The sequence below is a fragment of the Labrenzia sp. THAF187b genome, from assembly GCF_009363375.1.
GTDB classification, from domain to species: Bacteria; Pseudomonadota; Alphaproteobacteria; order Rhizobiales; family Stappiaceae; genus Roseibium; species Roseibium algicola.
On record NZ_CP045344.1, the window covers coordinates 5,961,991 to 5,988,661 of the forward strand.

General features: G+C 59.1%; 27 protein-coding genes, 1 tRNA gene and 1 riboswitch. Of the genes, 18 read left to right on the forward strand and 10 right to left on the reverse strand.

Annotation, left to right across the window (positions count from 1 at the left end; translation table 11 throughout):
* Positions 1–10 precede the first annotated feature (10 nt).
* The 3 genes from FIV03_RS27330 to FIV03_RS27340 all read left to right on the forward strand — a co-directional run bounded on the left by FIV03_RS27330 (position 11) and on the right by FIV03_RS27340 (position 3,139).
* Positions 11–1,132 (forward strand): AraC family transcriptional regulator, encoded by a 1,122-nt coding sequence (locus FIV03_RS27330; RefSeq protein WP_152511687.1) that lies wholly within the window; start codon positions 11–13, stop codon positions 1,130–1,132.
* 561 nt (positions 1,133–1,693) lie between these two features.
* Complete coding sequence (locus FIV03_RS27335; protein ID WP_031269649.1) at positions 1,694–1,969, forward strand: DUF6460 domain-containing protein; 276 nt, start codon at positions 1,694–1,696, stop codon at positions 1,967–1,969.
* Positions 1,970–2,092: 123 nt separating this feature from the next.
* The gene (locus FIV03_RS27340; RefSeq protein ID WP_152511688.1) at positions 2,093–3,139 is read left to right on the forward strand and encodes a hypothetical protein; all 1,047 of its coding nucleotides are present in this window, start codon (positions 2,093–2,095) and stop codon (positions 3,137–3,139) included.
* Positions 3,140–3,150: 11 nt separating this feature from the next.
* On the opposite strand, the gene FIV03_RS27345 is transcribed toward FIV03_RS27340, so the two are convergent.
* The gene (locus tag FIV03_RS27345) at positions 3,151–4,098 is read right to left on the reverse strand and encodes a histone deacetylase (protein WP_152511689.1); all 948 of its coding nucleotides are present in this window, start codon (positions 4,096–4,098) and stop codon (positions 3,151–3,153) included.
* A gap of 182 nt (positions 4,099–4,280) precedes the next feature.
* On the opposite strand from FIV03_RS27345, the gene FIV03_RS27350 reads away from it, so the two are divergent.
* A complete protein-coding gene (locus tag FIV03_RS27350; RefSeq protein WP_152511690.1) occupies positions 4,281–5,633 on the forward strand; it encodes an MATE family efflux transporter in 1,353 nt (450 codons plus the stop codon).
* 12 nt (positions 5,634–5,645) lie between these two features.
* Here the strand turns inward: FIV03_RS27350 and FIV03_RS27355 are convergent, their stop codons facing one another.
* Both FIV03_RS27355 and FIV03_RS27360 read right to left on the reverse strand, forming a co-directional pair.
* The gene (locus tag FIV03_RS27355) at positions 5,646–6,740 is read right to left on the reverse strand and encodes a quinone-dependent dihydroorotate dehydrogenase (RefSeq protein ID WP_152511691.1); all 1,095 of its coding nucleotides are present in this window, start codon (positions 6,738–6,740) and stop codon (positions 5,646–5,648) included.
* The gene (locus FIV03_RS27360) at positions 6,737–7,081 is read right to left on the reverse strand and encodes a DUF952 domain-containing protein (RefSeq protein WP_173013963.1); all 345 of its coding nucleotides are present in this window, start codon (positions 7,079–7,081) and stop codon (positions 6,737–6,739) included. Before FIV03_RS27360 ends, FIV03_RS27355 begins: the two co-directional genes overlap by 4 nt.
* Positions 7,082–7,233: 152 nt before the next feature.
* Here FIV03_RS27360 and FIV03_RS27365 point away from each other — a divergent pair, with 152 nt between their 5' ends.
* The 4 genes from FIV03_RS27365 (at position 7,234) to FIV03_RS27380 (ending at position 12,058) form a co-directional block, all read left to right on the forward strand.
* Positions 7,234–7,917: a helix-turn-helix transcriptional regulator gene (locus tag FIV03_RS27365; RefSeq protein WP_152511693.1), complete on the forward strand. Its 684-nt coding sequence runs from the start codon at positions 7,234–7,236 to the stop codon at positions 7,915–7,917.
* Between the two features lie 18 nt (positions 7,918–7,935).
* Positions 7,936–8,877 carry a thermonuclease family protein gene (locus FIV03_RS27370; RefSeq protein ID WP_152511694.1) on the forward strand — a complete coding sequence of 314 codons (942 nt, stop codon included), beginning with the start codon at positions 7,936–7,938 and terminating at the stop codon, positions 8,875–8,877.
* Positions 8,878–9,050: 173 nt separating this feature from the next.
* The gene (locus tag FIV03_RS27375) at positions 9,051–11,027 is read left to right on the forward strand and encodes a methyl-accepting chemotaxis protein (protein ID WP_152511695.1); all 1,977 of its coding nucleotides are present in this window, start codon (positions 9,051–9,053) and stop codon (positions 11,025–11,027) included.
* A gap of 227 nt (positions 11,028–11,254) precedes the next feature.
* Complete coding sequence (locus FIV03_RS27380; RefSeq protein ID WP_152511696.1) at positions 11,255–12,058, forward strand: pyrroline-5-carboxylate reductase dimerization domain-containing protein; 804 nt, start codon at positions 11,255–11,257, stop codon at positions 12,056–12,058.
* Between the two features lie 81 nt (positions 12,059–12,139).
* Here the strand turns inward: FIV03_RS27380 and FIV03_RS27385 are convergent, their stop codons facing one another.
* A complete protein-coding gene (locus tag FIV03_RS27385) occupies positions 12,140–13,798 on the reverse strand; it encodes a lysine--tRNA ligase (protein WP_152511697.1) in 1,659 nt (552 codons plus the stop codon).
* A 322-nt stretch (positions 13,799–14,120) separates the two neighbouring features.
* Here FIV03_RS27385 and FIV03_RS27390 point away from each other — a divergent pair, with 322 nt between their 5' ends.
* The 3 genes from FIV03_RS27390 to FIV03_RS27400 all read left to right on the forward strand — a co-directional run bounded on the left by FIV03_RS27390 (position 14,121) and on the right by FIV03_RS27400 (position 16,167).
* Positions 14,121–14,534: a tellurite resistance TerB family protein gene (locus FIV03_RS27390; RefSeq protein WP_152512098.1), complete on the forward strand. Its 414-nt coding sequence runs from the start codon at positions 14,121–14,123 to the stop codon at positions 14,532–14,534.
* A gap of 18 nt (positions 14,535–14,552) precedes the next feature.
* Positions 14,553–15,653: an alpha/beta hydrolase gene (locus FIV03_RS27395; protein ID WP_152511698.1), complete on the forward strand. Its 1,101-nt coding sequence runs from the start codon at positions 14,553–14,555 to the stop codon at positions 15,651–15,653.
* Between the two features lie 109 nt (positions 15,654–15,762).
* Positions 15,763–16,167, forward strand: a complete 405-nt coding sequence (locus FIV03_RS27400; protein WP_152511699.1) for a hypothetical protein — start codon at positions 15,763–15,765, stop codon at positions 16,165–16,167.
* A gap of 13 nt (positions 16,168–16,180) precedes the next feature.
* Here the strand turns inward: FIV03_RS27400 and apaG are convergent, their stop codons facing one another.
* Positions 16,181–16,582, reverse strand: coding sequence for a Co2+/Mg2+ efflux protein ApaG (gene apaG, locus FIV03_RS27405; protein ID WP_023001798.1), 402 nt, complete (start codon positions 16,580–16,582; stop codon positions 16,181–16,183).
* Between the two features lie 210 nt (positions 16,583–16,792).
* On the opposite strand from apaG, the gene FIV03_RS27410 reads away from it, so the two are divergent.
* A complete protein-coding gene (locus tag FIV03_RS27410) occupies positions 16,793–17,410 on the forward strand; it encodes a CDP-alcohol phosphatidyltransferase family protein (RefSeq protein WP_152511700.1) in 618 nt (205 codons plus the stop codon).
* Here the strand turns inward: FIV03_RS27410 and FIV03_RS27415 are convergent.
* Entirely contained in the window at positions 17,407–18,606 is a 1,200-nt protein-coding gene (locus FIV03_RS27415; protein ID WP_152511701.1) for an O-succinylhomoserine sulfhydrylase, read from the reverse strand. The two genes, FIV03_RS27410 and FIV03_RS27415, sit on opposite strands and share 4 nt — an antisense overlap.
* 45 nt (positions 18,607–18,651) lie before the next feature.
* A riboswitch (SAM riboswitch) is annotated at positions 18,652–18,731 on the reverse strand.
* 138 nt (positions 18,732–18,869) lie between these two features.
* Here FIV03_RS27415 and FIV03_RS27420 point away from each other — a divergent pair.
* Both FIV03_RS27420 and FIV03_RS27425 read left to right on the forward strand, forming a co-directional pair.
* Complete coding sequence (locus tag FIV03_RS27420) at positions 18,870–20,006, forward strand: 2'-deoxycytidine 5'-triphosphate deaminase (RefSeq protein WP_062491861.1); 1,137 nt, start codon at positions 18,870–18,872, stop codon at positions 20,004–20,006.
* 6 nt (positions 20,007–20,012) lie between these two features.
* On the forward strand, positions 20,013–20,561 hold the full coding sequence (locus tag FIV03_RS27425) for a YigZ family protein (protein ID WP_152511702.1): 549 nt from the start codon (positions 20,013–20,015) through the stop codon (positions 20,559–20,561).
* Positions 20,562–20,962: 401 nt separating this feature from the next.
* Here FIV03_RS27425 and FIV03_RS27430 read toward each other — a convergent pair whose 3' ends face one another.
* A complete protein-coding gene (locus FIV03_RS27430; RefSeq protein ID WP_031269660.1) occupies positions 20,963–21,763 on the reverse strand; it encodes an ion transporter in 801 nt (266 codons plus the stop codon).
* A 169-nt stretch (positions 21,764–21,932) separates the two neighbouring features.
* Here FIV03_RS27430 and FIV03_RS27435 point away from each other — a divergent pair.
* Positions 21,933–22,006, forward strand: a tRNA-Gly gene (locus FIV03_RS27435).
* A 40-nt stretch (positions 22,007–22,046) separates the two neighbouring features.
* Here the strand turns inward: FIV03_RS27435 and FIV03_RS27440 are convergent.
* Positions 22,047–22,253, reverse strand: coding sequence for a DUF1127 domain-containing protein (locus FIV03_RS27440; RefSeq protein WP_152511703.1), 207 nt, complete (start codon positions 22,251–22,253; stop codon positions 22,047–22,049).
* Between the two features lie 152 nt (positions 22,254–22,405).
* Here FIV03_RS27440 and FIV03_RS27445 point away from each other — a divergent pair, with 152 nt between their 5' ends.
* Positions 22,406–22,855 carry an Lrp/AsnC family transcriptional regulator gene (locus tag FIV03_RS27445; protein WP_031269661.1) on the forward strand — a complete coding sequence of 150 codons (450 nt, stop codon included), beginning with the start codon at positions 22,406–22,408 and terminating at the stop codon, positions 22,853–22,855.
* Positions 22,856–23,036: 181 nt separating this feature from the next.
* Positions 23,037–23,918, forward strand: coding sequence for a transporter substrate-binding domain-containing protein (locus FIV03_RS27450; protein WP_209009807.1), 882 nt, complete (start codon positions 23,037–23,039; stop codon positions 23,916–23,918).
* A gap of 31 nt (positions 23,919–23,949) precedes the next feature.
* On the opposite strand, the gene FIV03_RS27455 is transcribed toward FIV03_RS27450, so the two are convergent.
* Positions 23,950–24,795 (reverse strand): sterol desaturase family protein, encoded by an 846-nt coding sequence (locus tag FIV03_RS27455; RefSeq protein WP_152511704.1) that lies wholly within the window; start codon positions 24,793–24,795, stop codon positions 23,950–23,952.
* 115 nt (positions 24,796–24,910) lie between these two features.
* On the opposite strand from FIV03_RS27455, the gene FIV03_RS27460 reads away from it, so the two are divergent.
* Positions 24,911–25,558 carry an alpha/beta family hydrolase gene (locus FIV03_RS27460; protein ID WP_152511705.1) on the forward strand — a complete coding sequence of 216 codons (648 nt, stop codon included), beginning with the start codon at positions 24,911–24,913 and terminating at the stop codon, positions 25,556–25,558.
* 117 nt (positions 25,559–25,675) lie between these two features.
* Here the strand turns inward: FIV03_RS27460 and FIV03_RS27465 are convergent, their stop codons facing one another.
* Positions 25,676–26,662: an Hsp33 family molecular chaperone gene (locus FIV03_RS27465; RefSeq protein ID WP_152511706.1), complete on the reverse strand. Its 987-nt coding sequence runs from the start codon at positions 26,660–26,662 to the stop codon at positions 25,676–25,678.
* Positions 26,663–26,671 lie beyond the last annotated feature (9 nt).

Consider the following 26,671-nt stretch of genomic DNA (forward strand, 5'->3'; position numbering starts at 1 on the left):
GGAGATACGAATGCCGCTAGATGGCGAATGGGCGCGCTCGGATGTCTTCCGCGTTCTGCGCGACATTTGTTCGAACGCCAATCTGGACTGGCCTCAAATGGCCAGGGACTATGAATTCGATCTCGCCAGCCTGGACGACCCGCAAGGTACCGTGCCGATAGCCGCCTGGCATGCCGTTTTTGAACATATCGCCGATGTCCTGGGCGATGACGCCGTCATGTTCGATCTGTTCAACACGATCGACATCGGCTGCTTTTCAATCTTCGACTATCTGTTTGCCTGCGCTCCTTCACTCAGGGAAGCCTGTCAGGCCTGGGCGAAGTTCAGTCCGATCAGAACCAATGCCTATCGGGTAATTTTCGAGGAAGACGAGACCGGCGGCTTCGTGGAATGGCCTATCCTTGAAGGACGCGGTGAATGGCGACAGAACGTGTTCGGACGCATCGGCTGGGCGACCCAGCAGATTGAACATGCACTCGACATGAAAGCGCCGCCAATCCTTATCGAGCTCGCGACCTCACAACCAAATTGCACGTCCAATTTTCAGAAAAAATATCAGGGCCGGATCAAGTTCGGCGCGACCCGCAACAGGATTTCGTTTCCGAAAACGTTGCTCTCCCGCCCGCTCCGGCGCCACGACGCCCACCTTTACGAGATCATCCTGACGTCGGCGAATTCGGAACTGGAAAGGTTCGGCCAGTTTGAATCTCCGCTGTCGCGCATTGCCAACGAAGTTTCCGCCAGTCTGTCGACCGGGACATGCACCCTGCCGCTCATTTCAGCGAAACTTGGCATGTCGCAGCGCGCGGTGCAGAGGCTTCTGGAAAAGGAAGGCACCAGCTTTCGTCAGCTAAGCGAGGAAGTTCGGCGTTCCGCAGCCGAACGATATCTTCTGGGAACGGATCTTCCCATGAAGGAAATCGCCTATCTCCTCGGCTTTTCGGAGTTGAGCACCTTTTCGCGCGCCGTGAAAACGTGGTTTGGCGTCTCCCCCAAGAAGGTTCGGGATGCGCCGCGCTCCAGGTCTCAAGCTTCAGGTACGTCTGCGACGGGCAGCAAACAGCCCCTGCCACGTGCCAGGGTCACTGTGGCAACCTCCTCGACACTTCGCCCATCCGCCGCCACGAAGTGACGCCGATACCGGCCCTTGCAAATGTCTGGACCACGGAGAACCTGTAGTGTCTGGAGAATTGCGGCACGGCGGTTACGGGCTTGTCACCACCGTGCCAGAGATCATTCTTGTTGCCGGCGGTTCCGCCGAGAACACTCGACTGAACCCGCCAATACCGCTATCGGCTGCTCTTTCATTTGCATGAAGAACAGGACGGGTCGATGGCGGCTGGCCCATCCTGCAGTGTGCGCGCCTTTTCTGCCGGTTCAGCACTTGTGCAAGTCCGGCGGCTGTCTTTCACCGCAGGTAGAGGAAGGCAGACCGTCGCGGTTGTGGGTGGCCGCAAACGATCTAGATGCACATTCCTGAAAGTTTAATACGCCAACCTGGCCGCTGCGTCTTTGGCAGGAAGCGAACAGAACTTTACGAATTACGACACCAAACTTAATTAATTAGAAATTTTACAAACTGCCTTCGCAAGAGCTGGAGTTGCTGCCCAGCTTGCCAGGCCTCATTGTAATCGACACCGAATATTCCTAACTTCTGGCCAAGAATGCTAGCAACGACATGCAGGAGACACATATGTCCGACACCGGCCTGAGCCGTTTTCTGGGAGGTTCACCAGCCCAGGTGCTTTTGCGGCTTGTGTTCCTGTCCTTCGTTGTCGGCATTATCCTGTCCGCGCTGAACCTCGACCCGCTCGACCTGATCACCATGTCGATCGATTTTGTCGAGCGCCTGTGGAACATGGGTTTCAACGCCCTTGGACGCCTGGGCAAGTATCTGGTTATCGGCGCAATGGTTGTTGTCCCGATCTGGCTGGTTACTCGCATTCTGGCCATGGGTCGAAACCGCTAGGAGCGGCAGAGGCCTGCAATTGGCACTTAAGGCAAGCACGCAACCCTTGCGGGAAATTAACTCTTTCTTAATCATAATTAACTGAAACTGGCGGAACCTCCCCGAGCCTTAAGGGGCCCTTGCATGTCCGCGATCGCAACATCGAAATTTGCCGCCTCCTACCAGGCCTACGCCCGCGCGGGTTCTGGTGCGGGCAATCGCTCAGGTTCGCTTGCTGCCGCACAAACGCTCACCACGTTTCTGGGGGCCAACGGGTCGGCCGACGACGAGGACAAGGCAAAATCCCTCTTCGAAACCTACAAGGATTCTGTTGAGCTCAGCGACGGCCTCGCCCGGTCGGTAGAGAACAACAAGGATGCGATGCGCAGGCAAAAGATCGAGATGGTCCAGAAGCGCATCGAACGGCTCAAGGAAATGCTGCGGTTCGCAACGCCGGAGCAGGCCAAGCGTCTGCTCAAGGAGCTGAAACAGATCTCCAAGGAGTTCAAGTCCGCCTCCCAGGACCTAAAGGCGGCAGGCCAGGGCTTGAGCGGTGGAGGCGTCGGCACGGGTGTTCTTTCAGGCGCTTCAAACGTCGCCGCCACAGCAGAAATCATAACCGGTGCCGGGGCGCAGGTTAATGCATCCTCCGCTTTGGTCGAGACTGTGTCTGCGGCAGCGAGCAGTCCCGAGACACAAATTCCGGTATCCGGATCTGAAACGGGTGCCACGACTTCGGGACCGGAGAGCCAGACGACAGGTCAGGCTCAGTCCGGAGTGGAGCAGGAAGGTTCATCCGCAGGTGCACAGGATCCGGATAGCTGGCGGGAAGACCTGAAAGCGGCTGTCCTGACCTACACGGAACAGCAACAGGAAACGAACAAGGCACTCGCCGCAAGCCGCAGGTCCGGGCTGCAGGGCGACAAGGAAGCCCTCGCCAAGATGGCTGAGGACATCAAGTCTCTTGCCCAACAGATAGAACGCCTGCTCAAGCGCGAAGAACGCGAAACAAAAAACGATCTGAAAGACGTCCGTGCAGATCTCAAGGACGGCATCAAGGCACTGAGGGCCTCAGACTTCGGCGCGCAGCCAGACCCGGCTTCCACCGCGAGCCCTGCGGGTACGGACAGGGTTTCGACCGCAACCGGTTCGACATCGGTCTCCCTGCAGGTGTCCAATATCCTGGTGTGAACCGGCTTGCTTTAGCCGGCCACCTGTTCATGCGCGGCAATGATAGTGATTTCTTCAGCCAGCACAGCCTTGGCTGTTCGATGCAGTGTCACATGGCGATCGGCCAGTTCGTCGATATCCGTCGAATAGCCTCCGCCCAGAACGCCTGCCAATGGAACGCCCGCCTTTCGCACCGTTTCGATGACATAGCGGTCACGCCTGCAAAGACCGTCGCGTGACAGCGACAGTCTGCCGAGGCGATCGCCGGAATAGGGATCGACACCGGCATTGAAGAAGACGATGTCCCAGGGCCCCTGGCGCAGCAGATCAGGCAGAACCTCTTCCAGAACAGCAAGATAGACTTCGTCACCCGTCCCATCGGCAAGACCGATATCGAGATGGGAGGGAACCTTGCGCACGGGATAGTTCTTTTCCGAGTGAAGCGAGAACGTGAAGACATCCGGGTCGCCCTGAAAGATATCCGCGGTGCCGTCTCCCTGGTGCACGTCCAGGTCGACCACCAGCGCCTTGCGGATGGCGCCATCCGCCTGCAACACCTTGATGGCAACTGCGACGTCGTTGAAGACGCAGAACCCGGCTCCGTGTGCACGCCGGGCATGATGACTGCCGCCGGCGGTGTTGCAGGCAATGCCGTGTTCCAGCGCCAGATATCCCGTCAACACGGTCCCGCCCGTTGCACAGCGCGCCCGAAGGGCGATGTCCTCGCGCATCGGAAAACCGATTTCCCGCGCCACCTTTTCCGGCACCCGGGCATTGAAGACCTGATCCACATAGGCCGGCTCATGTGCGAGTGCGACCCACTCGAAGGGGGCCGGACGAGGCCTGAAAAAGGCGCTGTCGCCGAGAACCCCTTCCTGCCGTATCAACTCGGCAACGGCACGGAACTTGTCCATCGGAAACCGGTGATTGGCGGGAAGATCGGCGCAGTAGGCCGGATGGTGAACGATAGGCAGGGTCATCTGTGCGCAATATAAGGCGCGCCGGCGCCACGGGCACCCCTTTGAACGACACAGCAGATCCGAATTTTACGGCTCGGTGCAAATTCGTCAGCCATGCCCCTGAATACCCGGTATGCGCCGAAAAGAATTGACGCGCCAAGGCAAGGCAGACATGAAGGTCTTCCTCTCGAAGCGAGCCATCGATGTCCCAACTTTCAGCAACCGGCGAGCGGCCGAAACTGGCCTTTGCGGTTACCCACCGCACTGTTCTTGCCATCGCCATTCCGATGACGCTTGCCTATCTGTCGACACCCCTGCTCGGCATCGTCGACATGGCCGTGATCGGCCGCCTTGGCGATCCGGCTCTGCTTGGTGGGATCGCCATAGGCGGGATCATCTTCGACCTGGTGTTCACGACCTTCAATTTCTTGAGGTCCGGTACGACAGGCCTGACAGCCCAGGCTTTCGGTGCCCGGAACGAGGAAGAAGTCAGGGCGACACTTCTGCGCGCCTTCGTGATTGCGGCCATCGGTGGTCTTCTGGTCATCCTTTTGCAAGCCCCATTGCGGGAAATCGGGCTCTGGTTCCTGGGGGGCAGTGCGGAGGTGCAGGCCGCAACGAGCCGCTACTTTGACATCCGTGTCTACAGTGCCCCTTTTCTCCTTGCCAACTATGCCATGCTCGGCTGGTTCATCGGCCTCGGGCGCGCAGGAACAGGGCTGGTGCTTCAGCTTGTTCTGAACGGGCTCAACATCGGCCTCAGCGTCTGGTTCGTCATCGGTTTCGGCTGGAGCGTGGAAGGTGTCGCACTGGCAACTGTCCTGAGTGAAATCGCAGCAACGGCACTGGGCGTCTGCCTGGTTGTCTTCACCACCGGCAAGACGTCCTGGCCGGCTCTTCAGGTGATTTTCGACCGCCGCCTGCTGGTGCGCATGATGGCCGTCAACCGGGACATCATGATCCGCTCCTTCACCCTGCTCTTCGCCTTCGCGTTTTTCACGGCGCGTTCGGCAGATCAGGGTGACACCGTATTGGCCGCAAACGCGTTGCTTGAGAAATTCATCATGCTGGCTGCATTCTTTCTGGATGGCTTGGCAACCGCGGCGGAACAGCTTGCCGGCCGGGCGGTCGGGGCAAGATACCGGCCCGCCTTCGACCGCGCATTGAAACTGACAGCACTGTGGAGCTTCGCCCTGGCAGGAATTCTGTCGACGCTGTTCTGGTTTTTCGGGCAGTACATGATCGATTTCATGACAACGGCAGAAGATGTCCGTCAGGTAACGTCGACCTATCTTGTGTGGGCGATACTGACCCCAGTCTTCGGCGTGCTGGCATTCCAGATGGACGGGGTCTTTATCGGCGCCACGTGGTCATCGACCATGCGCAACATGATGCTGTTGTCGCTCGTCGTTTACCTGGCTGCCTATTACCTTCTGTTCCCCATCCTGGGGAACCACGGTCTTTGGCTCGCCTTCCTGCTGTTCTTCGGAACACGTGGCCTGACATTGCTGGCGGCGTGCAGAAAGCGGGCAGCCGAGACGTTCGGCAACGCATAAGAACAGCAGTATCTAGGCCGTTTCCGATGCCCAGGCATCGACATTGGCATCCCGCGCGTCGCGCAGCGACGCAATCCCGTGCTGGTCCAGTTTTGCAGAAAGGCCGCTCAGGATCTCGTCAATCAGCCCCGCACCCTTGAACACAAGGGCAGAATAGAGCTGCAAGAGGTCGGCACCCGCCGTGATCTTGGTCCAGGCGGTTTCCGCACTGTCGATACCGCCGACACCGATGATCGGCAGGTCCGGTCCTGCCAGTTTGCGTGCGCGCGCCAGCATGATGGTCGATTTCCGGAACAGGGGCTTGCCCGACAAGCCTCCGGTTTCCTGTGCCGGCCCCTTGCCGCTCAGGCCGTCTCGTCCGATCGTCGTGTTGGAGACGATCAGGCCGTCGACGCTCTTGGCGAGCACTTCCTCGACGATATCCTGCAGGTCCTCATCAGCAACGTCCGGCGCGATCTTCAAGAGCACAGGAACCTGGCGCCCAAACGTCTGCGTGCACTCGTCCCGCGCCGTGATCACGGCAGTCAGCAGATCGGCAAGTGCGGACCGGGCCTGCAGGTCGCGCAGTCCCGGTGTGTTGGGCGAAGAAATGTTGACGGTAAAATAAGACGCCATATCGGCGAATGCGGTGATGCCGGCCACGTAGTCGGCAATCCGGTCGGTTGCATCCTTGTTGGCACCGACATTGATCCCGACAATTCCTGTCAACCGCCGGCGGGCTTCAAGCCGCTGGCGCAGGGCTGCGTGGCCTTCGTTGTTGAATCCATAGCGGTTGATCACGCCTTCGTCTGCGGGCAAGCGGAACACCCTCGGCCGCGGATTGCCGGGCTGCGGCTTCGGGGTGACCGATCCGGCTTCCGTATATCCGAACCCCAGCTTCAGCAGCGCATCGGGCACTTCGCCGTTCTTGTCGAACCCTGCAGCCATTCCGAGCGGATTGGGAAAGGTCAGATCCCAGAGCTTCACTGCAAGGCGCGGGTCAGACACTTTCCGGCGTGGCGGCATCAGACCGGATTTCAAAGCCACAATAGTCGCACGGTGCGCAGTTTCGGCGTCCAGGCACTGCAGGCCTCTCAGCGCGACGTTTTCAAGGAAAGGCGGTATCATCGATCCAGCTCCGGAAAGTCATGTGACCCGTCCGGTGAAAGCGGCAGTTCCTTCACCCAGAGTGCGGCCTTCGGGTCCAGCGAGCCATAGAGATGGGGAAACAGGGCCCCGCCCCGGGAAGTTTCCCATTTCAACAAGTCGCCAAACCCATCAGCATCAAAGGCGGCCAGCAACAGATCGTGCTGGCCCGCGAAATGCTTTGCAGCAGTTTCCCGGACCTGATCCTCGGCGGAAAAATGAATGAAACCGTCCTGAAGGTCCACCGGCGCGCCTTTGAAGACGCCTTGGTCGGTTGCCTCCTGCCACATGGATTTCGGAACGATCTTGAAAATCAGGGTCATCTGTCTGCCTTGCATCTTGCCGGTGACGGCATGGCAGGCAAAGACCCGGCGCATGCTCAGCCGGTCGGGACACTACTCATCCGAACCGTAGCGAACAAGCCGCACAAGTGGCTCCAGCCTGTTTCTTTTGAATTTTGGTCGGGATAACCCATATGAGCGAAAGGTATTTATTCCTGTCGCGCCAATACGGAGAAACGGCAGCCGTGCTCTCACATGAAAAGGTCTGGGCGGCCATTGATGCCCTCGCCTCGCAGAACGGGCTTTCGCCGTCCGGCCTGGCTCGGCGTGCCGGACTGGATCCGACCGCTTTCAACCCGTCGAAACGCGTTGCAGGCGACGGACGCCCACGGTGGCCATCGACAGAATCGCTTGCCAAGGTGCTGGCCGCCACCGGCGAAGCCTTGAACACATTTGCCGCCAGGGTCGAAACCCCGGGCGGGCCAACCGACGCCGCGCCAGCTTTGGTACCTCTTGCCGGATTGGATGCTGCCTCGGACCGAAATGCCTTCGACAGTGCCGGCCGGCCGGCCGGCGCGAACTGGCAAAGTTTCAGCTTTCCCCAAATCGGCGCTGCTTTTGCGCTGCAGGTCAGCAACGAAGACTTCCATCCCCTTTACAGGAACGGCGACATCGTCGTAGTTGCTCCCGGCGCCCCCCTTCGCACCGGTGACAAGCTTGCCATCAAGCTCAACAGTGGCCGGCTGTCGCTTTACACGTTGCAGGAGACAGGTGACGAAGACCTGGCAGTTTGCACAATCGGGGACAATTCACAGTCAGTGCGCTTTCAGCACTCGGCAATCGAGTGGACTGCCCGTATTATCTGGGCGAGCCAATAACCTGCGAGCACACATTTGATGAAGCTTCGGCCTCTCATAACGCCTGCAATCGTGCTGACCACCGCAGGTGGTCTGCTCGCCTGGCTGCTCCTGGCAGACCCGCCGTCCGTACAGGACGAGCAGGTGGCTGCAGGCAGCATCCCCAGCGCCGCCGAGGAAACAAGTGAGCCGGCAAAGACGTCCGAGCCCGCGCCACAATCGTCCACTACCCAAGCCCAGACGCAGAAACCGGCACAGACTCAAAGTGACCCCGTCGTTGTTGCCGCTGCACCGCTGCCGAACGACATTCGCAACGTTTCGCCGGAGGGGGTGTCGGCACCGCAGGTACAAGGTGACCTGAAACGTATTGAACCTTCCAAACGCTACCTGGAACTCAAGGATCCGCCGATTGAACCGGTTCCGGATGGCCCACTGGAGCTGATGCGCGTGCAGGTTCTAGACGGCGGACGCATCAAGTCAGACCGGTTGACAGTAACGCTTGCCCATATCGTTCCGCTGAAATCGGACGAAACCTGTGTTTCCCGTCTCGGAGGCACCTGGCCTTGCGGCGCAAGGGCGCGCACTTTCCTGAGAGGACTGGTGCGGCAATTGAAGGTGGTTTGCGAAAAGATCGAGGAGACCGGACCGCAACAGATTCTGGCAACCTGCACCCGCGGATCGATGGACCTCAGCAAGCGTCTTGTCCGCTATGGGTGGGCGGATCCGGCGCCGGACGCACCTGCCGATTTCATGGAACTTGCCGAAAAGGCCAGAGACGGAAAAGTCGGCAAGTGGCAATCGGAATGGCTGAACGAGTTGCCGACGAGCGAACTGGAAACAGAAGTGCCGTCTGCCTTGCCAGGCCTTGAGGAACTTGCCCCGGAAATCATCGAATGGAGCCTGAGGACCGAACCGGAACAGCCGGGGGACGGTCAACCGGCAATCGAGGATTACCCGCAAGCAGATCGCCCCCTGCGCTGAAGCTGAATTCACGGACTGCTTGTCGGCACATTATGCATGTCCCAGGCGCGCTCATACCTTTGGCGAATAGGGTAAATACATAGAATTTCAGGCGCCTACGATTAGAACTATATTTACGCCCTTAAGGGAAAGTGGCTCAAACATTATCAGTCCGTGACGAGGACCAAAGAAATATGAGCGCACCTGCCCCCAAGAACACTGTCGAAACTGACAATATCGCAAAATATATCAAGTTCATGTCCAGTTCCGGAAGCAATACAGCTTCTGCGCAGACGGCTTGGAACACTCTTCAAAAACACCTTCCAGCCATTCTGGATCGCTTCTACGTAGAGCTCCTTTCGCAAGAAGAGCTGCGCCAGAAAATGGGAACGCATGAGAAGAACACCGTTCCTCTCAAAAACGCGCAAACCAAACACTGGGAATACATCTTCAATCACGACCCGGACCTGGAGTTCATCGGACAGGCTGCGCGTATCGGTCAAGCTCACGTAAAGATCGGGCTGAAGGCCGAATGGCTGATGTCCGCGTTTGGCCGGCTGTTGAACGAAATCCTTCCTGTCATCGTCAAGAAGCACCGGTTCTCGCAAAAGGCCATGGTTTCCGAGATGCAGGCCGTGGTGACACGGTTCTTTCTGGACATGATCCTTGCACAACGCGCGTTCGAAACTGAACAGCGCCGTATTGAAGACGCTGAAATGCGGGATACGATCGGGCTGGAGAACCTTCGCACGACCGCAAACACCATCAGCGAGCTGAATGAAATCGTGATGTCGATGGCGTTGTTGTCGCGCAATACCCAGGAAGCCAACGCGAACGGCCAGTCGATTTCCGCCGCGGCGGACCAGCTTGTCGCCTCCATCGGCCAGATTTCCGAAAACAGCGAAGGCGCGGCCAACGAAGCCGTTCAAACAAACAACGCCGCCAAGGATGGTCTGGACAAGATGTCGGCCGTATCGAGTGCTATCGGCGATATTTCCTCAACGTCCCGGCAAACCGCGCAGAGCCTGTCAGACCTCAGCGAAGCTGCTTCGCAGATCGGCGAATTCCTGTCAGTCATTCAATCCATCGCAGACCAGACCAATCTTCTGGCGCTGAATGCCACCATTGAAGCCGCCCGTGCAGGAGAAGCCGGCAAAGGCTTTGCCGTTGTTGCATCGGAAGTCAAAACCCTCGCCTCGCAGACCGGCAAGGCGACGGAAGACATCGCACAGCGGATCGAAGCACTGACCGCTGGCATGGAAACAATCCAGACAGCCATCCAGAGCTCCGAAGGCGCCATCCAGAATGGCGAGGATGCCATCGCGGCCGCCAATGAACTCATGCAATCCATCGACGGGATGGTTGGCAATGTCTCCGAACGGGTCACCCAGATAACGGGCATCCTGCACCAGCAGAAAGAAGCCAGTCACGAAATTGCACGCAATGTCGCCAATGTCGCTGAATCGAACCGGAATACGGATCAGCAACTCGGTGCCATGCAGCGCGTTCTGAAGCAGAGCAACGACAGTTTCAGCGGAGCAGCGAAAAACTTCTTTGATGCCAACTCTGACAAGTCCTTGCTGGAAATGGCTCGGATCGACCACGTCCTGTTCAAGAAACGTGTCGTCGATACGGTGACCGGCCACGACGACTGGGCAACTTCCGGCATGCCCGACCATCATCATTGCCGTCTTGGCAAGTGGTACGACTCGATCAAGAACGAGAAGATCAAATCACATCCAGCGTTCCGCAACCTGATCGCTCCTCACAAGGCGGTTCACGAAGCGGGTCACCGGGCGCTGCATGCCACTGAACAAGGCAATACCACGGAAGCTTTCGCGGCACTCGTTGACCTAGACAAGGCCAGCAAGGAAGTTCTCAAGGGCCTTACAGTTCTTGCCGCCGCCATGGAAACCGATCTGGCGGATGCCGAACCCCGCAAGTCGCCAAGACAGGACGTCGGCAAGAAGGCCGAAGTTCTGCTGGACGGGGGAGCCCAGACGGTGGAGCTGGAAAACGTGTCCGTGACCGGTGTGGGCTTGAAGGGCATAAGGGATGCCAAGGCAGGCAAGACCGTTTGCATCCGATGCGATGGCAAGGAGCGCCTTGGCCATATCATCTGGGTGGACGGCACCAGGGCGGGCGTCCAGTTCTTCGACGAAAACAAATGATCTTCGCGGGACACGCCTGCTGACAACTAGGATAAGGTGCACCCTTGGGCACCTTATCCAGCTTTATCGCCATGCACGTTTGAATGAACGGCTGCTACAGCCATTCACACCACTGGATGCAGGCAGACCTGCTGACAGACCTCTGCTCAATTGCGATCAGCCGGTTTCTTATTTTTCCTGATTGGTATTAGGCTTCGGAGTTCGGAAGTCCCGGAGCTGGAGTATTCATGACTGGAGAAATCAAGGTCGGCATCATCGGTGGAACCGGGCAACTCGGCAGCGCCATCGCAACGGCTTGGCTGGAAAGCGGCTGTGTCGAACCTCGCCAGCTCTGGATATCCAATCGCTCCGGAACCGCCGCGGGCTTCGAAAGCTGGCCGGAGATCACCTTCACCGCATCCAATCAGCTTCTGGCTGACGGCTGTGATGTCATCCTTCTGTCGGTTCCACCAGCGCTTGTCGATACGGTCAGGATTTCGGCGCCCGGCAAACTGATCCTATCGGTCATGGCGGGTGTCTCGCGTGAGAGGCTCAAAGCCCTCACAGGCTCGGAAAAGGTCGTTCGTGCCATGTCGAGCCCGGCGGCGGGCAAGCAGCTGGCCTACTCCCCCTGGTGTGCGGCTTCGTCGCTTTCGCAGGAAGACAGGGACCTCGTCCAGTCGCTGTTGTCGGCCTGTGGCCCGAGTGATGAAGTCCAGGACGAACAGCAGATCGAGGTCTTCACCGCCATAACCGGTCCGGTACCGGGATTTGCGGCCTTCTTCGCCGACTGCATTGTTGACTATGCAAGGTCAAACGGTATCGACAGGCATATTGCCGAACGCGCCGCAAAACAGCTGATCCTGTCGGCCGGGCAAATCATGGCCGGTGACACCAGATCTCCGGCGGAACATGTTCAGGAGATGGTCGACTACGCCGGAACGACCGCCGCCGGTCTCATCAAGCTGAAGGAACTGGGTGTTTCGGATCTGATCAGTGAAGGGCTGGATGCCAGCACGGAGCGCGTCAGAACGATTGCCGGCAAAGACTGATACCGCGCTTCTTCCGCCGGAGAGCAAAACTGAAAACAAAAAAAGCGGCGCTGGTGCGCCGCTTTTCCTGAAGTCTGATAATCAGGCTGTCAGTTCGCCAGCCAGTGCCTTGCGGATCATCTCACGCGTTTCGGCAATGCCGTAAAGAGCAACGAAAGACCCGAAGCGCGGTCCCTTTTCCTGCCCGAGCAGAAGCTGGTAAAGCGCAGAGAACCAGACGACGGATACGCCAGGACCACCATCGGGACCCTTTTTGGACGGGTCCTGATAACGCTCGATGGACCGGGCAACGTCCAGCACCGCATCCTGGATGGCACCGCCATCCGCATCGGCCGGCAGGGCTGCCAGGGTTTCGTCCAGCTTTTCCAGCGCGGTACGCTCGACATCGTCCGGCACCTTGAACGACTTGGCGGGTTTGACGAAATCGTCGAAGTAGCGGATCGCATAGCCGACAAGCGCATCCAGTTCCGGATGGGTCGACGCCGTCACGCCCGGAGCGTAGCGGGAGATGAATGCCCACAGCACGTCCTTGTTTTCCGCGTTGGAGGCGGACACAAGGTTCAACAGCATGGCGAAGGGCACCGGCATGTCGATCTTCGGAATGTTGCCCGAATGAATGTGCCAGGCCGGGTTCTGCAGCTTCTGCTCCACCGGCATCTGCTCGTACTTCTGGACGAAGGTGTAATACTCGTCCACCGCCTTCGGAATGACGTCGAAATAGAGCTTCTTGGCCGTCTTCGGCTTCTGGAAATTGTAGAGCGCAAGGCTTTCCGGTGCAGCGTAGGTCAGCCACTCGTCGATGGTCAGACCGTTGCCCTTGGATTTGGAGATCTTCTCGCCCTTTTCGTCCAGGAACAGTTCGTAGACGAAGTGTTCCGGAGCGGTCCCGCCCAGGATGTTGCAGATCTTGTCGTAGATCGGCGCATTGGTCATATGATCCTTGCCGAACATCTCGAAATCGACGTCAAGCGCAGCCCAGCGCATGCCGAAGTCGGGCTTCCACTGCAGCTTCACCTTGCCGCCGGTAACCGGCAGCGTGATGTCCTCGCCCGTCTCGTCCGCAAAGGTGATTGTGCCGTCCTTCGAGTTGACGTCCTTCATGGGCACGTAGAGCACACGGCCGGACGTCGGCGAGATCGGCAGGAAGGGCGAATAGGTCGCCTGACGTTCCGCGCCGAGCGTCGGCAGCATCACGTCCATGATCTTCTGGTACTTCTCGGTCGCCCGGAGCAGCACGTCATCGAACTTGCCGGCCTTGTAGTATTCGGTCGCGCTGGCGAATTCATAATCGAAGCCGAAGGTATCCAGGAACCGGCGCAGCATGGCGTTGTTGTGCTCGGCAAAGCTTTCATAGTCGCCGCCGAAGGGGTTCGGCACCGCCGTCAGAGGCATCTGCAGATATGGCTCAAGCGCTGCGCGGTCCGGCACGTTTTCCGGGATCTTGCGCATGCCGTCCATGTCGTCGGAGAAGCACAGCAGCCGCGTCGGAATCTTGTCTTCGGTCAGCAGCCGAAACGCCGTGCGCACCATGGTGGTGCGCAGAACTTCGCCGAAGGTGCCGATGTGCGGCAGGCCGGACGGGCCATAGCCCGTTTCGAACAGAACCGGTTTGTCCGTTCCCCGTTTCTCGATCCGTTTGACCAGTTTTCGCGCTTCTTCGAACGGCCACGCTTTCGATTTCGTGGCCGCCTCGACAAACTCTTGCGAAAGGTCAAGCGGAGGCAGGGATTGATCGGTCATTTTTCAAGTCGTTCTGTTCATGAGAATGGATGGAATGCAACCGGGTCGGTTTTTTGACTTTTCGGCCGGTTGCTGCGGCGCGACACTAGATCAACGCGCCTCTATGTGCAATCACATGAACACAGCTAAGTTGACCGAAATCTCGGGCTTTGCGAACTCTTTCCGCCCGCGGAGATATCGCGCCGGAAAAAAGCGGTTAACTCCGGTCAATCGATTGTCTCGTAGCGGTGACTTGAAGCTTGTCTTCCAACCCGTTACATCGGGCGCACGATCAAGAAGAAATTTTCCGTCTTTTGGCGCTACGGGAGAATGAATAGTGTCTATGAACGAGCCGATCAGCGTACAGGAAGCCCTTATCTACGTGATGGTTATCGTCTCGGCGTCGGACAACCAGATGACCGACAACGAACTGGCCACCATCGGCGACATGATCAAGATGCTGCCCGTTTTCAATGGCTATGACGGCAACCGGATCATCCCGGCAGCCCAGCGCTGCGGCGACATCCTGCAGGAAGACAACGGCTTGCAGCTGGTGCTGGAGCTGGTTGGCGACGTCCTGCCGGCAAGGCTTTACGACACCGCATATGCGCTTGGGGTTGAAGTCGCGGCTGCCGATCTCCACGTCGAGAAGGAAGAATTGCGCATCCTTCAGCTTCTGCGCGACCGCTTCAAACTCGACAAACTCACCGTTGCCGCAATCGAGCGCGGTGCGATTGCCCGTCACCGGACCATCTGATCCTCTCGGAGCAGGTATTTGAAAGCAACGAAGGCCCTCGCCTGGGCCGGGGCGGTATCGATTACCGTCCTGGCAGGTGTTTTCCTGATTTTCCAGGGCCTTCAGGATTTCGATCTTTCTGAATACGAAACCCGGCCGATAGCCTTTTCCTTCGACGGATATTCCGTCGCCGGAACGTTGCATCTGCCCCGCCTGCAAGATCCTCGACCCGCAAACCCGCCTCTGGTCCTGATCGTTCACGGGGACGGGCCCGCCGACCGCTATTCCGGCGGTGGGTACATGCCTCTCATCAGCCGTCTTCTGGACAGTGGTCTTGCCGTCTATTCCTGGGACAAGCCGGGCGTCGGCGAAAGCCAGGGCGACTGGCTGTCCTTTTCCATGGAAGAGCGAGCCCGCCTTGCGGCAACGGCCCTTGCGACCGCAAAAGAACAGCCCGAATTGAAGACGTCTCCAGCCGGATTTCTCGGCTTTTCCCAGGCGGGGTGGGTTTTGCCCATTCTGGCGGAAGAGCCAGCGCAGGGCGATTTCTTCGTGATTGTCGGCGGAGCCGTCAATTGGCTGCGGCAGGCTGTGTATTATACTCGGCGCAGGCTGGAGCTTGCAGGTGCGGACAGCAAGACGATCGACAAGGCCCTCGCGCAGGACGCAAAAGACGGACAAAAGTTTCTAGACAGGGATTTTTCCTATCAGGACTATCTCGACAGCGGCATGGACAGGGTTCCGATGTCGGAAGATCGCTTCACATTTGCGCGCCGGAATGCGGCTTCCGACTCGACCGCCTCCCTTGTCCGTATCTCCTCGCCCGTTCTGACACTGCACGGAGCAGAGGACCTCAATGTCGATCCTCGTTTCAATTCCGGCATCTATCGAAAGATCCTGACGGACAACAATCCCGCCAACCGCTTCGTGATCGTCCCGGAAGCAACCCATGCGCTGCTGCGGGCGGAAGCCTTCAACTACCAGCTCGAGGGGCAAATGCCATCCTGGTCAAAGGCCTTGTTCATGGTCCTGGGGCGCCGTGCCTACGCACCGGGCGCGCTGGACACCATGACAATCTGGATCAAGGAACAGGCCTCAACAGCAAACACCCTTTCAACTTCACCAGATCGTTCAAATTGAACCCTTTTTGTTTTCGGTCCTTCAATCCGCCGCACCTTATCACCGGTGCGGGGACAGCACGCTTGTGGGCTGCCGGGACCTGTAGGTCCTTCAGTGCGGAGACGGGGACATGAGCAATCAGGCAATCGGAGAGCGGACAAGTGTGCGCTATCCACTGAGGCGGCGCCGCCAGAGGCTGCGCGTACAGCGCCCCATGCCTTATGCTGTCCGGTACGTGCAGGTTCGCACCGCTCCAAAGCAGGCGAACTGGGGCACGCGAATGATGATTGCCTTTGCAGGTTTCATCTGCGGCCTTGCAGCTGACGCGCTGGTGATGTTTGCCGAAGACCATTTCCATCTGGCAAAGAACCGGGATCCGGATCTTTTCGCATGGGTGCTCGGCACCGGCTTTGCCGGCCATATCCTCTATCTGATCTTCGGAATACTCGCGGTCACGTTGCTGACGGCCTTCAACCGCCGCAAGTGGATCTTGTGGCTGCTGATCGGCTTTGTCGGCGGACTTCTCAGTATCTGATCGGTTGATAGCCTCAATTCAGGCTGTGGATCGCATCCGGCAGATCGAGTGAAAACGCCGGAATGACGACGTCGAACATGGAGCCGTCCGGACGTTCCATCGAGTAGGACCCGGCCATGATGCCGCTGTCGGTCGAAAGCGGGCAGTGCGACGAATATTCATAGGTCTCGCCGGGCTCTATCACCGGCTGTTCACCGACTACGCCCTCGCCGCTGACTTCTTCCTGGCGCCCCCTGGCATCGGTTATCTGCCAGTAACGCGTCTTCAGCTGCACCGGTTCGCTGCCACCGTTGTGGATCTCGACCATATACGCCCAGATATACTCGCTCTCTTCCGGACGCGATTCATCGTCCAGATAAAACGGCTCGACGGAGACTTCGATCCCTTGGGTGATGGCGGTGTAACTGCCAGACACGGCTTTTCCTTAATTTCAGAACTGCGAACCTTGAAATAGACCGGTCCGAAGCGACTTCCACGGGTGGTGCCCGCTCGTTCAGGAGGGGCTTATAGGGCGAATGACGCAAGCGTGAAAGAGGGTTGTGACATATGAGGCCGGAATTGCTTGAGATTTGAGGCCGGATTTTGCAAGAACACCATCTGTCAGACCCAAAACAGTGATCTCTACATGTTCGATGCCCACCTGCGCCCGCTGATCGATCCGCCGCTGAACCGGTTGGGCCTGATCCTTGCCGGCACGGGGCTTACTGCCAACAGCGTGACCTTGGCGGGCTTTGCTGCCGGCATGGGGGCAGCCATCGCTATCGCAACGGGTCATACCCTGATCGGCTTGTTCCTGATCGTGGTCAACCGATTTGCAGACGGTCTCGATGGCGCATTGGCCCGGGCAACGGCCAAGACGGATCTTGGCGGCTACCTCGACATCACACTGGATTTCTTCTTCTACAGCGCAATCCCTCTGGCCTTTGCCATACAGGACCCGGCCAGCAACGCGTTGCCGGCGGTGGCACTTCTTGCCAGCTTCTACGCCAACGGATCGGCCTTTCTGGCCTTTGCCATCATGGCGGAGAAGAACAAGCTGACCACCGACGCTCAGGGCTCCAAATCGCTCTATTACATAGGCGGGCTGGCCGAAGGCACCGAGACCATCGCGCTATTCCTGCTGATGGCCCTGGTTCCCGCCTGGTTTCCTGCGCTTGCCTACGGTTTTGCCGCGATATGCTTCGTGTCCGCCGGCGCCCGGGTGCTCATTGGCGTGAAGGCGTTGCGGCAGACAGGCCGTTAGATCGCCTGGAGTGCCTTCTCGATATCTTCCAGCAGATCCTGCGGATCCTCCAGACCGATTGAAAGCCGCAGGATACCATCGGTGATGCCGAGTTCCTCCCGGGCTTCCTCGCCGATCGACTGGTGCGTGGTCGTCGCCGGATGGGTGATCAGGCTCTTGGCGTCGCCCAGGTTATTGGAGATCTTGACGATTTCCAGCGCGTTTGTGAAACGGAACGCCGCTTCCTTGCCGCCTTCGATTTCCATCGCCAACATGGTGGACCCACCGCTCATCTGGCGTTTGGCGACATCGGCCTGCGGGTGGTCGTCCCGGCCCGGATAGATCAGCCGCGCGACCTTGGACTGGCTTGCCAGATAGTCGGCAATCCTGCCCGCCGTTTCCGTCTGGCGCGCAACGCGCAGCGGTAGCGTTTCCAGGCCCTTCAACAGGACCCAGGCACTGAAGGGGCTCATGTGCGGACCGGTATGCTTGATGAAGGGCATGACCTCGTCGTTGATCCATTCCTCGTCCGACAGGATCACACCGCCGAGGCACCGGCCCTGGCCATCGATGTGCTTGGTGGCCGAATAGACGACCACGTCGGCACCGAGCTGAAACGGCGACTGATAAAGCGGGGTCGCAAACACGTTGTCGACGATCAGACGGGCACCGGCTTCCTTGGCGATCTGTGCCACGGCCTCGATGTCGATGACTTCCAGCGTCGGGTTGGTCGGGCTTTCCAGGAACAGGGCCTTGGTGTTCGGCCGTACAGCCGCCTTCCACTGCTCGATGTCCGTTCCGTCTACCAGCGTGCTTTCAACGCCGAAGCGCGGCAGCAGTGTTTCGCAAATATAGCGGCAGGAGCCGAACAGGGCCTTGGCGGCAATCACGTGATCGCCTGCCCTTACCGCTGCCATCAGCGCCAGATTGACGGCCGCCATGCCGCTGGCGGTTGCCCGCGCAGCCTCAGCCCCTTCCAGTGCCTTGATGCGGTCCTCGAACATGGTGACGGTCGGGTTGGCATAGCGGGAATAGACATAACCCGGATCCTCGCCATTGAACCTGGCCTCGGCAGCTTCGGCACCGCTGTAGGTGAAGCCCTGGGTCAGGTAGATGGTCTCCGAGGTCTCACCAAACGGTGACCGCATGGTGCCGCCATGAACCAGGGTGGTTGCAGGGCGCCAGTTCTTGTTTCCGGTCTTGGTGGTCTCAGTCATGTCTTTCATTCGCTCCAAACGCAAAAAACCCCAGCCTCAAGACCGGGGTTCTCACCTCCGGCCTTTTTAGCAACTTGTTTAACGTGGCTGCAAGCCGGCCGGCCCAAATCACCACGAAGTGAGCCTGTCCTACGGGAAAAGCAGGCACAGGTCAATTGTCTTGCGCACGTTCGCCTCAAAAGCCCCGTTCTGCCAGAATGCCTGTTGGCGCGGGCGGCCCGATCCTTTAATGACCATAGACCAGCATAATGCGGAACATCTTCATGAACGTCACAGCGGGTCAGGTCTTGAACGGAAGCGCACTTCTCACAGCAAACGGCATTCTGCCGGAACGGGTAATCCAGGCCATGTTCGCCGCCGGAGAGATTTCAGCGGACGCACCGCCTGTCACCGGTCAGATACAGCCTGCCAGCCTCGACCTGCGCCTGGGCAAGGAAGCCTACCGGGTGCGTGCCAGCTTCCTGCCGGGCCCCGACATCCAGGTAGCGGCTCGGCTTGAGCAGATGAAACTGCACACGGTCGACCTGAGCGAAGGTGCCGTCCTTGAAACTGGCTGCGTCTATATCGTGCCGCTGCAGGAAAGCCTCGCCCTGGCTCCCGACATTTCCGCAACTGCCAACCCGAAAAGCTCGACCGGTCGCCTGGACGTCTTCACGCGTGTCATCACAGACAACGGTCTTGCCTTCGACACCATTCCGGCCGGCTACACCGGTCCGCTTTATGCCGAAATCTCGCCGCTGACCTTTCCGATCCTCGTGCGGTCCGGGTCCCGCCTCAGCCAGATCCGCTTCCGGCGCGGTCAATCGCTCATTCCCGATGCGGAACTGGAAGAGGTCCACAAGGCCCACACGCTGATGAGCGGCGGCAACGAGCGCATCGGCAATGGTGTGCAGCTCTCCATCGATCTGGAAGGGACCGGACCCGACAGCCTGATCGGATATCGCGCCAAGCAACACTCCGGACTGATCGATGTGGATGTCGTCGGCGCGCAGGACGTCCTCGATTTCTGGGAGCCTATCTATCGCCGCCAACGGGCGGAGCTGATCCTCGATCCGGATGCATTCTATATTCTGGTCAGCCAGGAAGCGGTGCATGTGCCGCCGGACTATGCCGCCGAAATGGTGCCGTTCGATCCGCTCGTCGGCGAATTCCGCGTCCATTACGCTGGCTTCTTCGACCCCGGTTTTGGCCACGCCAGCGCCGGTGGTGTCGGCTCGCGTGCGGTTCTCGAAGTCCGCTCGCATGATGTCCCGTTCATCGTGGAACATGGCCAGACCATTGGCCGTCTGGTCTATGAGCACATGGCGGAGCGCCCGGCGACGCTCTACGGTGAAGGCATCGGCTCCAACTATCAGGGCCAGGCACTCAAGCTGTCCAAGCACTTCAAGGCACCCGCCTGACCGCCGATGGCCCTGAATACCGTCACCCGTGAGTTTGAAGGATTTCTGGAAGACCGGAAGTCCCGCTTTCTGGCGCATCTGGTGCCGGTGGACATGTTCGACCAGCGGATGGAAGAGCTGCGCAAGGAGCACAAGAAAGCCAATCACATCGTCACGGCGCACCGGAGACTTCTGGAGGACGACCGGATTGAGGAGAGCGGCAAGGACGACGGCGAACCCGCTGGCACCTCCGGCATGCCAACATTGCGCGTGCTGCAAGGCGCCGAACTGATCAACTGCGCTGTTCTGATCGTGCGTTATTTCGGCGGAACGAAACTCGGCGGTGGGGGCCTCGCCCGGGCCTATTCCGGCGCGGCGCAGGATGCGATCAACAACGCCGACCTGATACCGTTTCGAAAGATACTGTCGAAAACAGTTCGCGCAGATTTTGCTTCCGGATCGGAACTGGAACGGCGGATCGAGACCCTCGGCCTGACGGTGATGACCCGCGACTACACCGAAGACGGAGTGACGCTGACGGTCGAAGGGCCCGAAGAGGTTCTGGCAGAGCTATAAGGTCTCCAAGTCGGGAAGTTCTTTCCAACTTTTCCGAATGAGGCTGATTGCCCCCCTCAAATAGCCGACAGTCGCTTACGTCATCCCATGGCGAGACCATGGGATCCATGCCGTTTCCTCACCAAACAGCCTTGTGCCGTTCGACCGAAATCACGGCTTGGATTGCCGGATCAAGTTCGGCAATGACGAACGGATGGTTGGATATCCCGGGCCGACGTCGCATCAGCGGGAGTTGAGAGCCGGATCTGTTAGACAAAGCAATTGCACTACTCGCCAAGTAGCCGACCGACTACGGCTCTCCTCACCCATGCGGGATGCACGCCCCCTCCTGCCCGTTGCTGGAGAGCAAAACCGCGCCGATAGGTCACCCGAATGATCACCAGCATCAAGCGTCGCAGGTCTTACGTCCGCGTCTTGCCGGCTTCCGCCTTCAGCTCTTTCAGTTCTGCTCGAAGCGCCCTGACCTCTTCCAGGATCAGGCCTGTGTCGTCATGGATCGCCTGGCGGTTGGCGTCTGCTTCGGCCTCGTGCTCCTCCTGCATGGCAGAGACGATAATACCGATGAAGAGGTTCAGAACCGTGAAGGCCGTGCACAGGATGAAGGGGACAAAGAACAGCCAGGAATAGGGATAGACATCCATGACCGGACGCACGATGCCCATGGACCAGCTTTCCAGTGTCATGACCTGGAACAGCGTGTAGAGCGATGCGCCGAGATTGCCGAACCATTCCGGAAAGGCTTCGCCATAGAGCTTGGTCGCCATGACGGCGAAGACGTAAAAGACCAGCGCCATCAGCACGACGATGGAGCCCATACCCGGCAGGGCGGCCACCAGCCCGCCGATAACACGGCGCAGGGACGGTACGACGGAAATGAGGCGCAGAGCCCTCAGGATTCGCAGCGACCGCAGAACGGACAGGTTGCCTGTTGCCGGCATCAGCGAGATTGCAACGATGCTGAAGTCGAAGAGGCTCCAGGGGTCCTTGAAGAACTTCAGGCCATGGGCATAGAGCCGCAGAGCCAGTTCAACGACGAAAATGCCCAGGATCACCTGATCGACCAGCCTGAGGAAACTGCCTACCTCTGCCATGACAGCAGGACTGGTCTCCAGACCGAGCGTCACCGCGTTCAAAACGATAACGCCGATGATGCAGACTTCCCAGTTGCGTGAGGTGACCAGCGCCCTGACCTGATTTCGCATATATATGACCCGGTTTGATGTCTTTTCGTGCGTACCGCACTGCCCGGGCCGGAACATGGCGATTTCAGCGTCGCAGCGCAAGATCGCAGCGCTTTGGAAAAGCATCTACCCATCAGAGAAGCGTGCTTGACAGGTCGGGCAAGTCGGCGCAGAAAGCTCATCAGGTTCGGCGGGTGTAGCTCAATGGTAGAGCAGAAGCTTCCCAAGCTTAAGACGGGGGTTCGATTCCCCTCACCCGCTCCAAACAACCAATCCAATTCCCGAATTTTTCAGTGACTTTTCTTCAGCGCAGCGTTTCGCCGACCTGTGGGGGGGTCCGGACATCTGCACGGCTGAGGCCAACATCCTTCAGGAGGTAGTCGGGCAGATCCGCCAGGTGGGCCATATCGCGCCGACGGCGCAGGCACTTCAGCGCAAAGTGCAAGACGGCAGCACCGAGACCGGCTCTACGGACGCGTGCCAGGTGCAGGGGTACAAGGTGATCGGTCATCTGTTTTGCTCCTTTCCAACGGGACAGGTGCAAGCTTAGAAAAAGTCCTCGACGGACAGTGCGCGAAATTCTCGAACTTCAGCGATAGTTTCGCGAAAATTCAGATTTTTTGATAAACTTCCGCACAATTGTACCGAACAGGACTTCTCATCATGGATCTGGACGATTTCGATCATCAGCTGCTGCATCTCCTCAGTCTCGATGCCCGCCAGACCGGCAAGGAGCTTTCCGAGAAGGTTGGCCTGTCGTCTGCCGCCTGCCTGCGCAGGGTGCAACGCCTGAGAGAAGTCGGGGCAATCGAGCGGGAAGTGGCCATCGTGTCACCGGAGGCAACTGGCGCTTCCGTCACCTTGCTCGTGATGCTCATGCTGTCGCGTGGACAGCCGGAGCGTATGGCGAAGTTGCGACAGAAGTTACTGAAGCTTCGGGAAGTGAAAAAGATCTACCACGTCACAGGTCCGGCCGATCTGGTACTAACCGTGCAGTGCTCTTCCATGGAAGCCTATGCAACTTTCACCGAAGCGCATTTCTATGAAGACGACATCAAGGGTTTCGACACGATCGTCGTCCTGCGCTCCTATGATCCGGAACCGGAAACCTGACCGCACTTCGCGGAATTCAGCCGACGCTGTGCCTGTCAGAGTTCACGCGTTTGTTTTCAGGAATGCCTCGTGCCATCTTCGACGGAGCGGGCTGACAAGCGCTGCCGGTTCGCGATATTCTGTCTGCACGATTCCCGGCGCGTATTGCCGACCATGACCTGATATGGAACGAGACGTCCGCGTGCCTGCTTCACTGCCACCACTCAAGACTATCTGCCGCGTTGCAGCCGGGCTGCTGACGCTTGGCACTTTGGCGCTCGGGACTTTGGCGCTCGGCATCCTGTCGGCTTCAGCCCAGGAGGCTTCGGTCCGCGTTCCCAATTTCTGGGATCCGAAAGCCGTCCACGACCGGCCGAATGCCATTCCGGACAAGATCCAGTTTCTGGCGACCGACGGATATCCGCCCTTCGTCTTTCGTGACCAGCATGGCCGTCTTACCGGCTTCAATGTCGATCTCGCGCGGGCTCTCTGCCAGGAGCTGGGAAGTTCCTGCGCCCTGCGCATCAAGGACTTCGAGGTTCTTCTGCCTGCACTGGACGAAGAAGAAGGTGACGCGATCATCTCCGGCCTGTCGCGCAGCCTCCCCTCCACGCGCCGCCTCAACTTCACAGAAGACTATCTGAAGCTGCCGGCGCGGTTTGTGGTTCGAGCGTACAACGCGTCCGATTTCAACGAGCAGGCTCTCACCGGCAAGCGGATAGCCGTTGAAGCCGGGTCCCGCTACGAGGCGTTTGCCAAGCGCTTCTTTCCCGATGCCGAGATCATCAGTCTGGAAACCGCAGAGGCGACACGTGAGGCGGTCAAGGGCGGGTCGGCCGATGCTTTGTTCGGCGATGGCCTGAACCTGTCGTTCTGGCTGCCGAGCGAAGCTGCAGATGGCTGCTGTGCCTTTGCCGGCGGCCCGTGGCTGGAGCCGGGCTATTTTGACGAAGGCATGGCTATTGCGACGCGTCAGGACGACCCGGAACGGGCTGCGGCCCTCACCTATGCCTTGCGCCAGCTGCACCAGAAGGGCATCTACCGCGAGCTTTACCTGCGCTATTTTCCCATGAGCTTCTTCTGACTTTTCCGGCCATTCCCGACAAGGGACCAGGTCAGCTTTGGCCTTTCGCGTCCTCGACGCGCGCCTCCTTCTGGCGGTCCGGATTTTTCAGGAACGGGATCGCCAGGCTGAAGGGAAACGAATGCGCACGCGGTGTGAGCGCGGCGCCGAGCCCGATTTCCATCGTTTCCTGTCCCTGCTCGGGATCTTCCACGTAGGTTCCGAACAGACGGTCCCAGACCGAAAGGTAGAATCCGTAGTTGGAATCCGTCTCGTGCGGTAGCACCGAGTGATGAATGCGGTGCATGTCCGGAGTGACGATCAGAAACCGCAAGGGGCGGTCCAGCCAAAGCGGCAAGCGGACATTGGCGTGGCTGAAAACCGCAGAACCGTTGAGAACGATCTCGAAGATCAGCACGGCTTCAACAGGACCGCCGAGGGCGATGATGACCACCCCTTTCCAGAGGAAGGACAGCAGAATTTCGATCGGGTGGAACCTGAGCGCGGTTGTTGCGTCCACCTCACTATCTGCATGGTGCATGCGGTGAATGCGCCAGAACAGGGGAACCTTGTGCGACACCAGATGCTGAAACCACACCGCAAGATCGAGCACGACAAAGGTGATCAGACCGGCCACAACACCTGACCAGCCGAGCAATGCAAAGAGACCCCAACCGTTTTCCTGTGCCAGCATTGCAAGGCCGACACCGCCGATGGGGAAGATCAGCCGCACCAGAAGGGCATCAAGCAGAACAATGCCCCAGTTGGTCGGCCAGCGCTTCAAACGGCTGCTCTTCAGGCGCCGCCGTGGCAAGCCCGCCTCCAACAGCGCCATTATCAGAAAGATGCCGCCGAAACAGGCCATGCGAACCTGGTTGATGTCGATCTGGTCAAACATGGGGTCTTTTGAAACGTCCTGACTAATGCTGCTTGCCACGGTCCCGATGGCACGATAGGGCGATACGACAATACTCCTGATATCATTCCTTGCCGCCGCGACAGATCACATCATCATGACCGACTTTCTCTGGACCCGCCCCGAAACGCCACCTGTGGCAACCCTGCTGCTGGCCCATGGCGCTGGCGCTGCCATGGACTCAGCGTTCATGAACAAGCTCGCGGCAGCCCTCTCGAGCCAAGGCATTGCGGCCGCACGCTTTGAATTTGCCTATATGGCCGGCCGCCGGACGGGAGGCCCGAAAAAGCCGCCGCCCCGGGCCGACAAGCTGATTGCCGAGTTCCAGACCGCCCTGCAATCTGTCCTCAGCCAGAGTGACGGCCCTCTGCTGATCGGCGGCAAATCGATGGGTGGTAGGGTCGCCGCGATGCTGGCGGGCGGCGGCTCGTTGCCTGGTCGCGCCAAGGGCGTTGCCTGTTTCGGCTACCCTTTCCACCCGACCGGCAAGGCCGATGCCGAGTGGCGGCTCCAGCCGCTGCAGGACGCCAAACGGCCGGTTCTGGTGCTCCAGGGCGACCGGGATCCGTTCGGCTCGAAGGCGGAACTCGATGAAGTCGCCCTGCCCGCTCACGTCAGCCTGACCTATCTGGAAGATGGCAACCATGACTTCGGCCCGCGCGGCAAGTCGCCGGCGACACTCGACGGCAACATCAAGCTGGCAGCCGAAGCAGTCAGGGCATTCGTGGATCGGCTCACGAGTTAGGACCCACTACGTGCCCGGACAAGCGCAGCGCAAGTCCAGGGCTTACGCGCAAGGCAGCAAGGAAAAAAGCCCGGACCGTTTCCGATCCGGGCTTTTTGAATTTCACGACAGGCCGGCTTACTGGCCGGGCTTGCCGTCGAATTCGTAGCTGGTGCAGCAGAACTCGCAGGTGACGATGATCTTGCCGTCGACAGTCATGTGGTCGACGTCGTCGTCGCTGAACCCGGCGAGAACATTCTCGATCTTCTCGCGAGAGCAGCTGCACTTGTCGACCAGCGGCTGCGGCTCGAAAAGGCGGACGCCGCGTTCGTGAAACAGGCGGAAGAGCAGCATTTCCACGCTGACTTCCGGATCTGTCAGTTCGACATCCTTGACCGTCTCGACAAGTACCTTGGCTTCCACCCAGGCATCGTCCTCGTCAATCTCGTGCGGGCTCGTGCCTTCCGGGGCATTGCCCGGGTCGATGTCAGCCTGGCGCATGCGTTCCGGCGCTTCCGGCAGGAACTGGATCAGGATCCCGCCGGCTGTCCAGGTTTTCACGTGACCCTCGCCTTCCTGGCGGGTGAACAGTTCACCGACACCAAGACGAACTTCTGTCGGGATCTGCTCGGATCGCTCGAAGTACCGGCGTGCGACTTCTTCCAGCGACACACCATCCAGCTCCACCAGTCCCTGGTAGCGCTGCATGTGCATTCCCTGGTCGATGGTCATCGCCAGATGTCCGTGGCCGAGAAGGGCCTCCTGCGTCGCCTTGCCGTCAGCCATCAGCGCCGCGACTTCTGCAGCATTGAAGGTTGCGCAGGCGCGGATTGCGTCGGGTGACTTGAAGTCGACGACCAGCATGGACACCGGCCCCTTCGTCTGCGTCTGCAGCGTGAAGCGACCGTCGAATTTCAGCGACGTGCCCAAGAGGCTGGTCAGAACGATCGCTTCCGCCAGCAGGCGCGAGACCGGTTCCGGATAGGCATGCCGGTCCAGAATTTTTTCCAGGACAGGACCAAGCGCGACCGCCCGGCCGCGCACATCGAGCCCTTCCACGGCAAAGGGCCGGACAGCGTCCAGCCCTGCAGGCGTAATGCCCAGTTCATCAAGATTAAGTGCCACTTGGCTTGC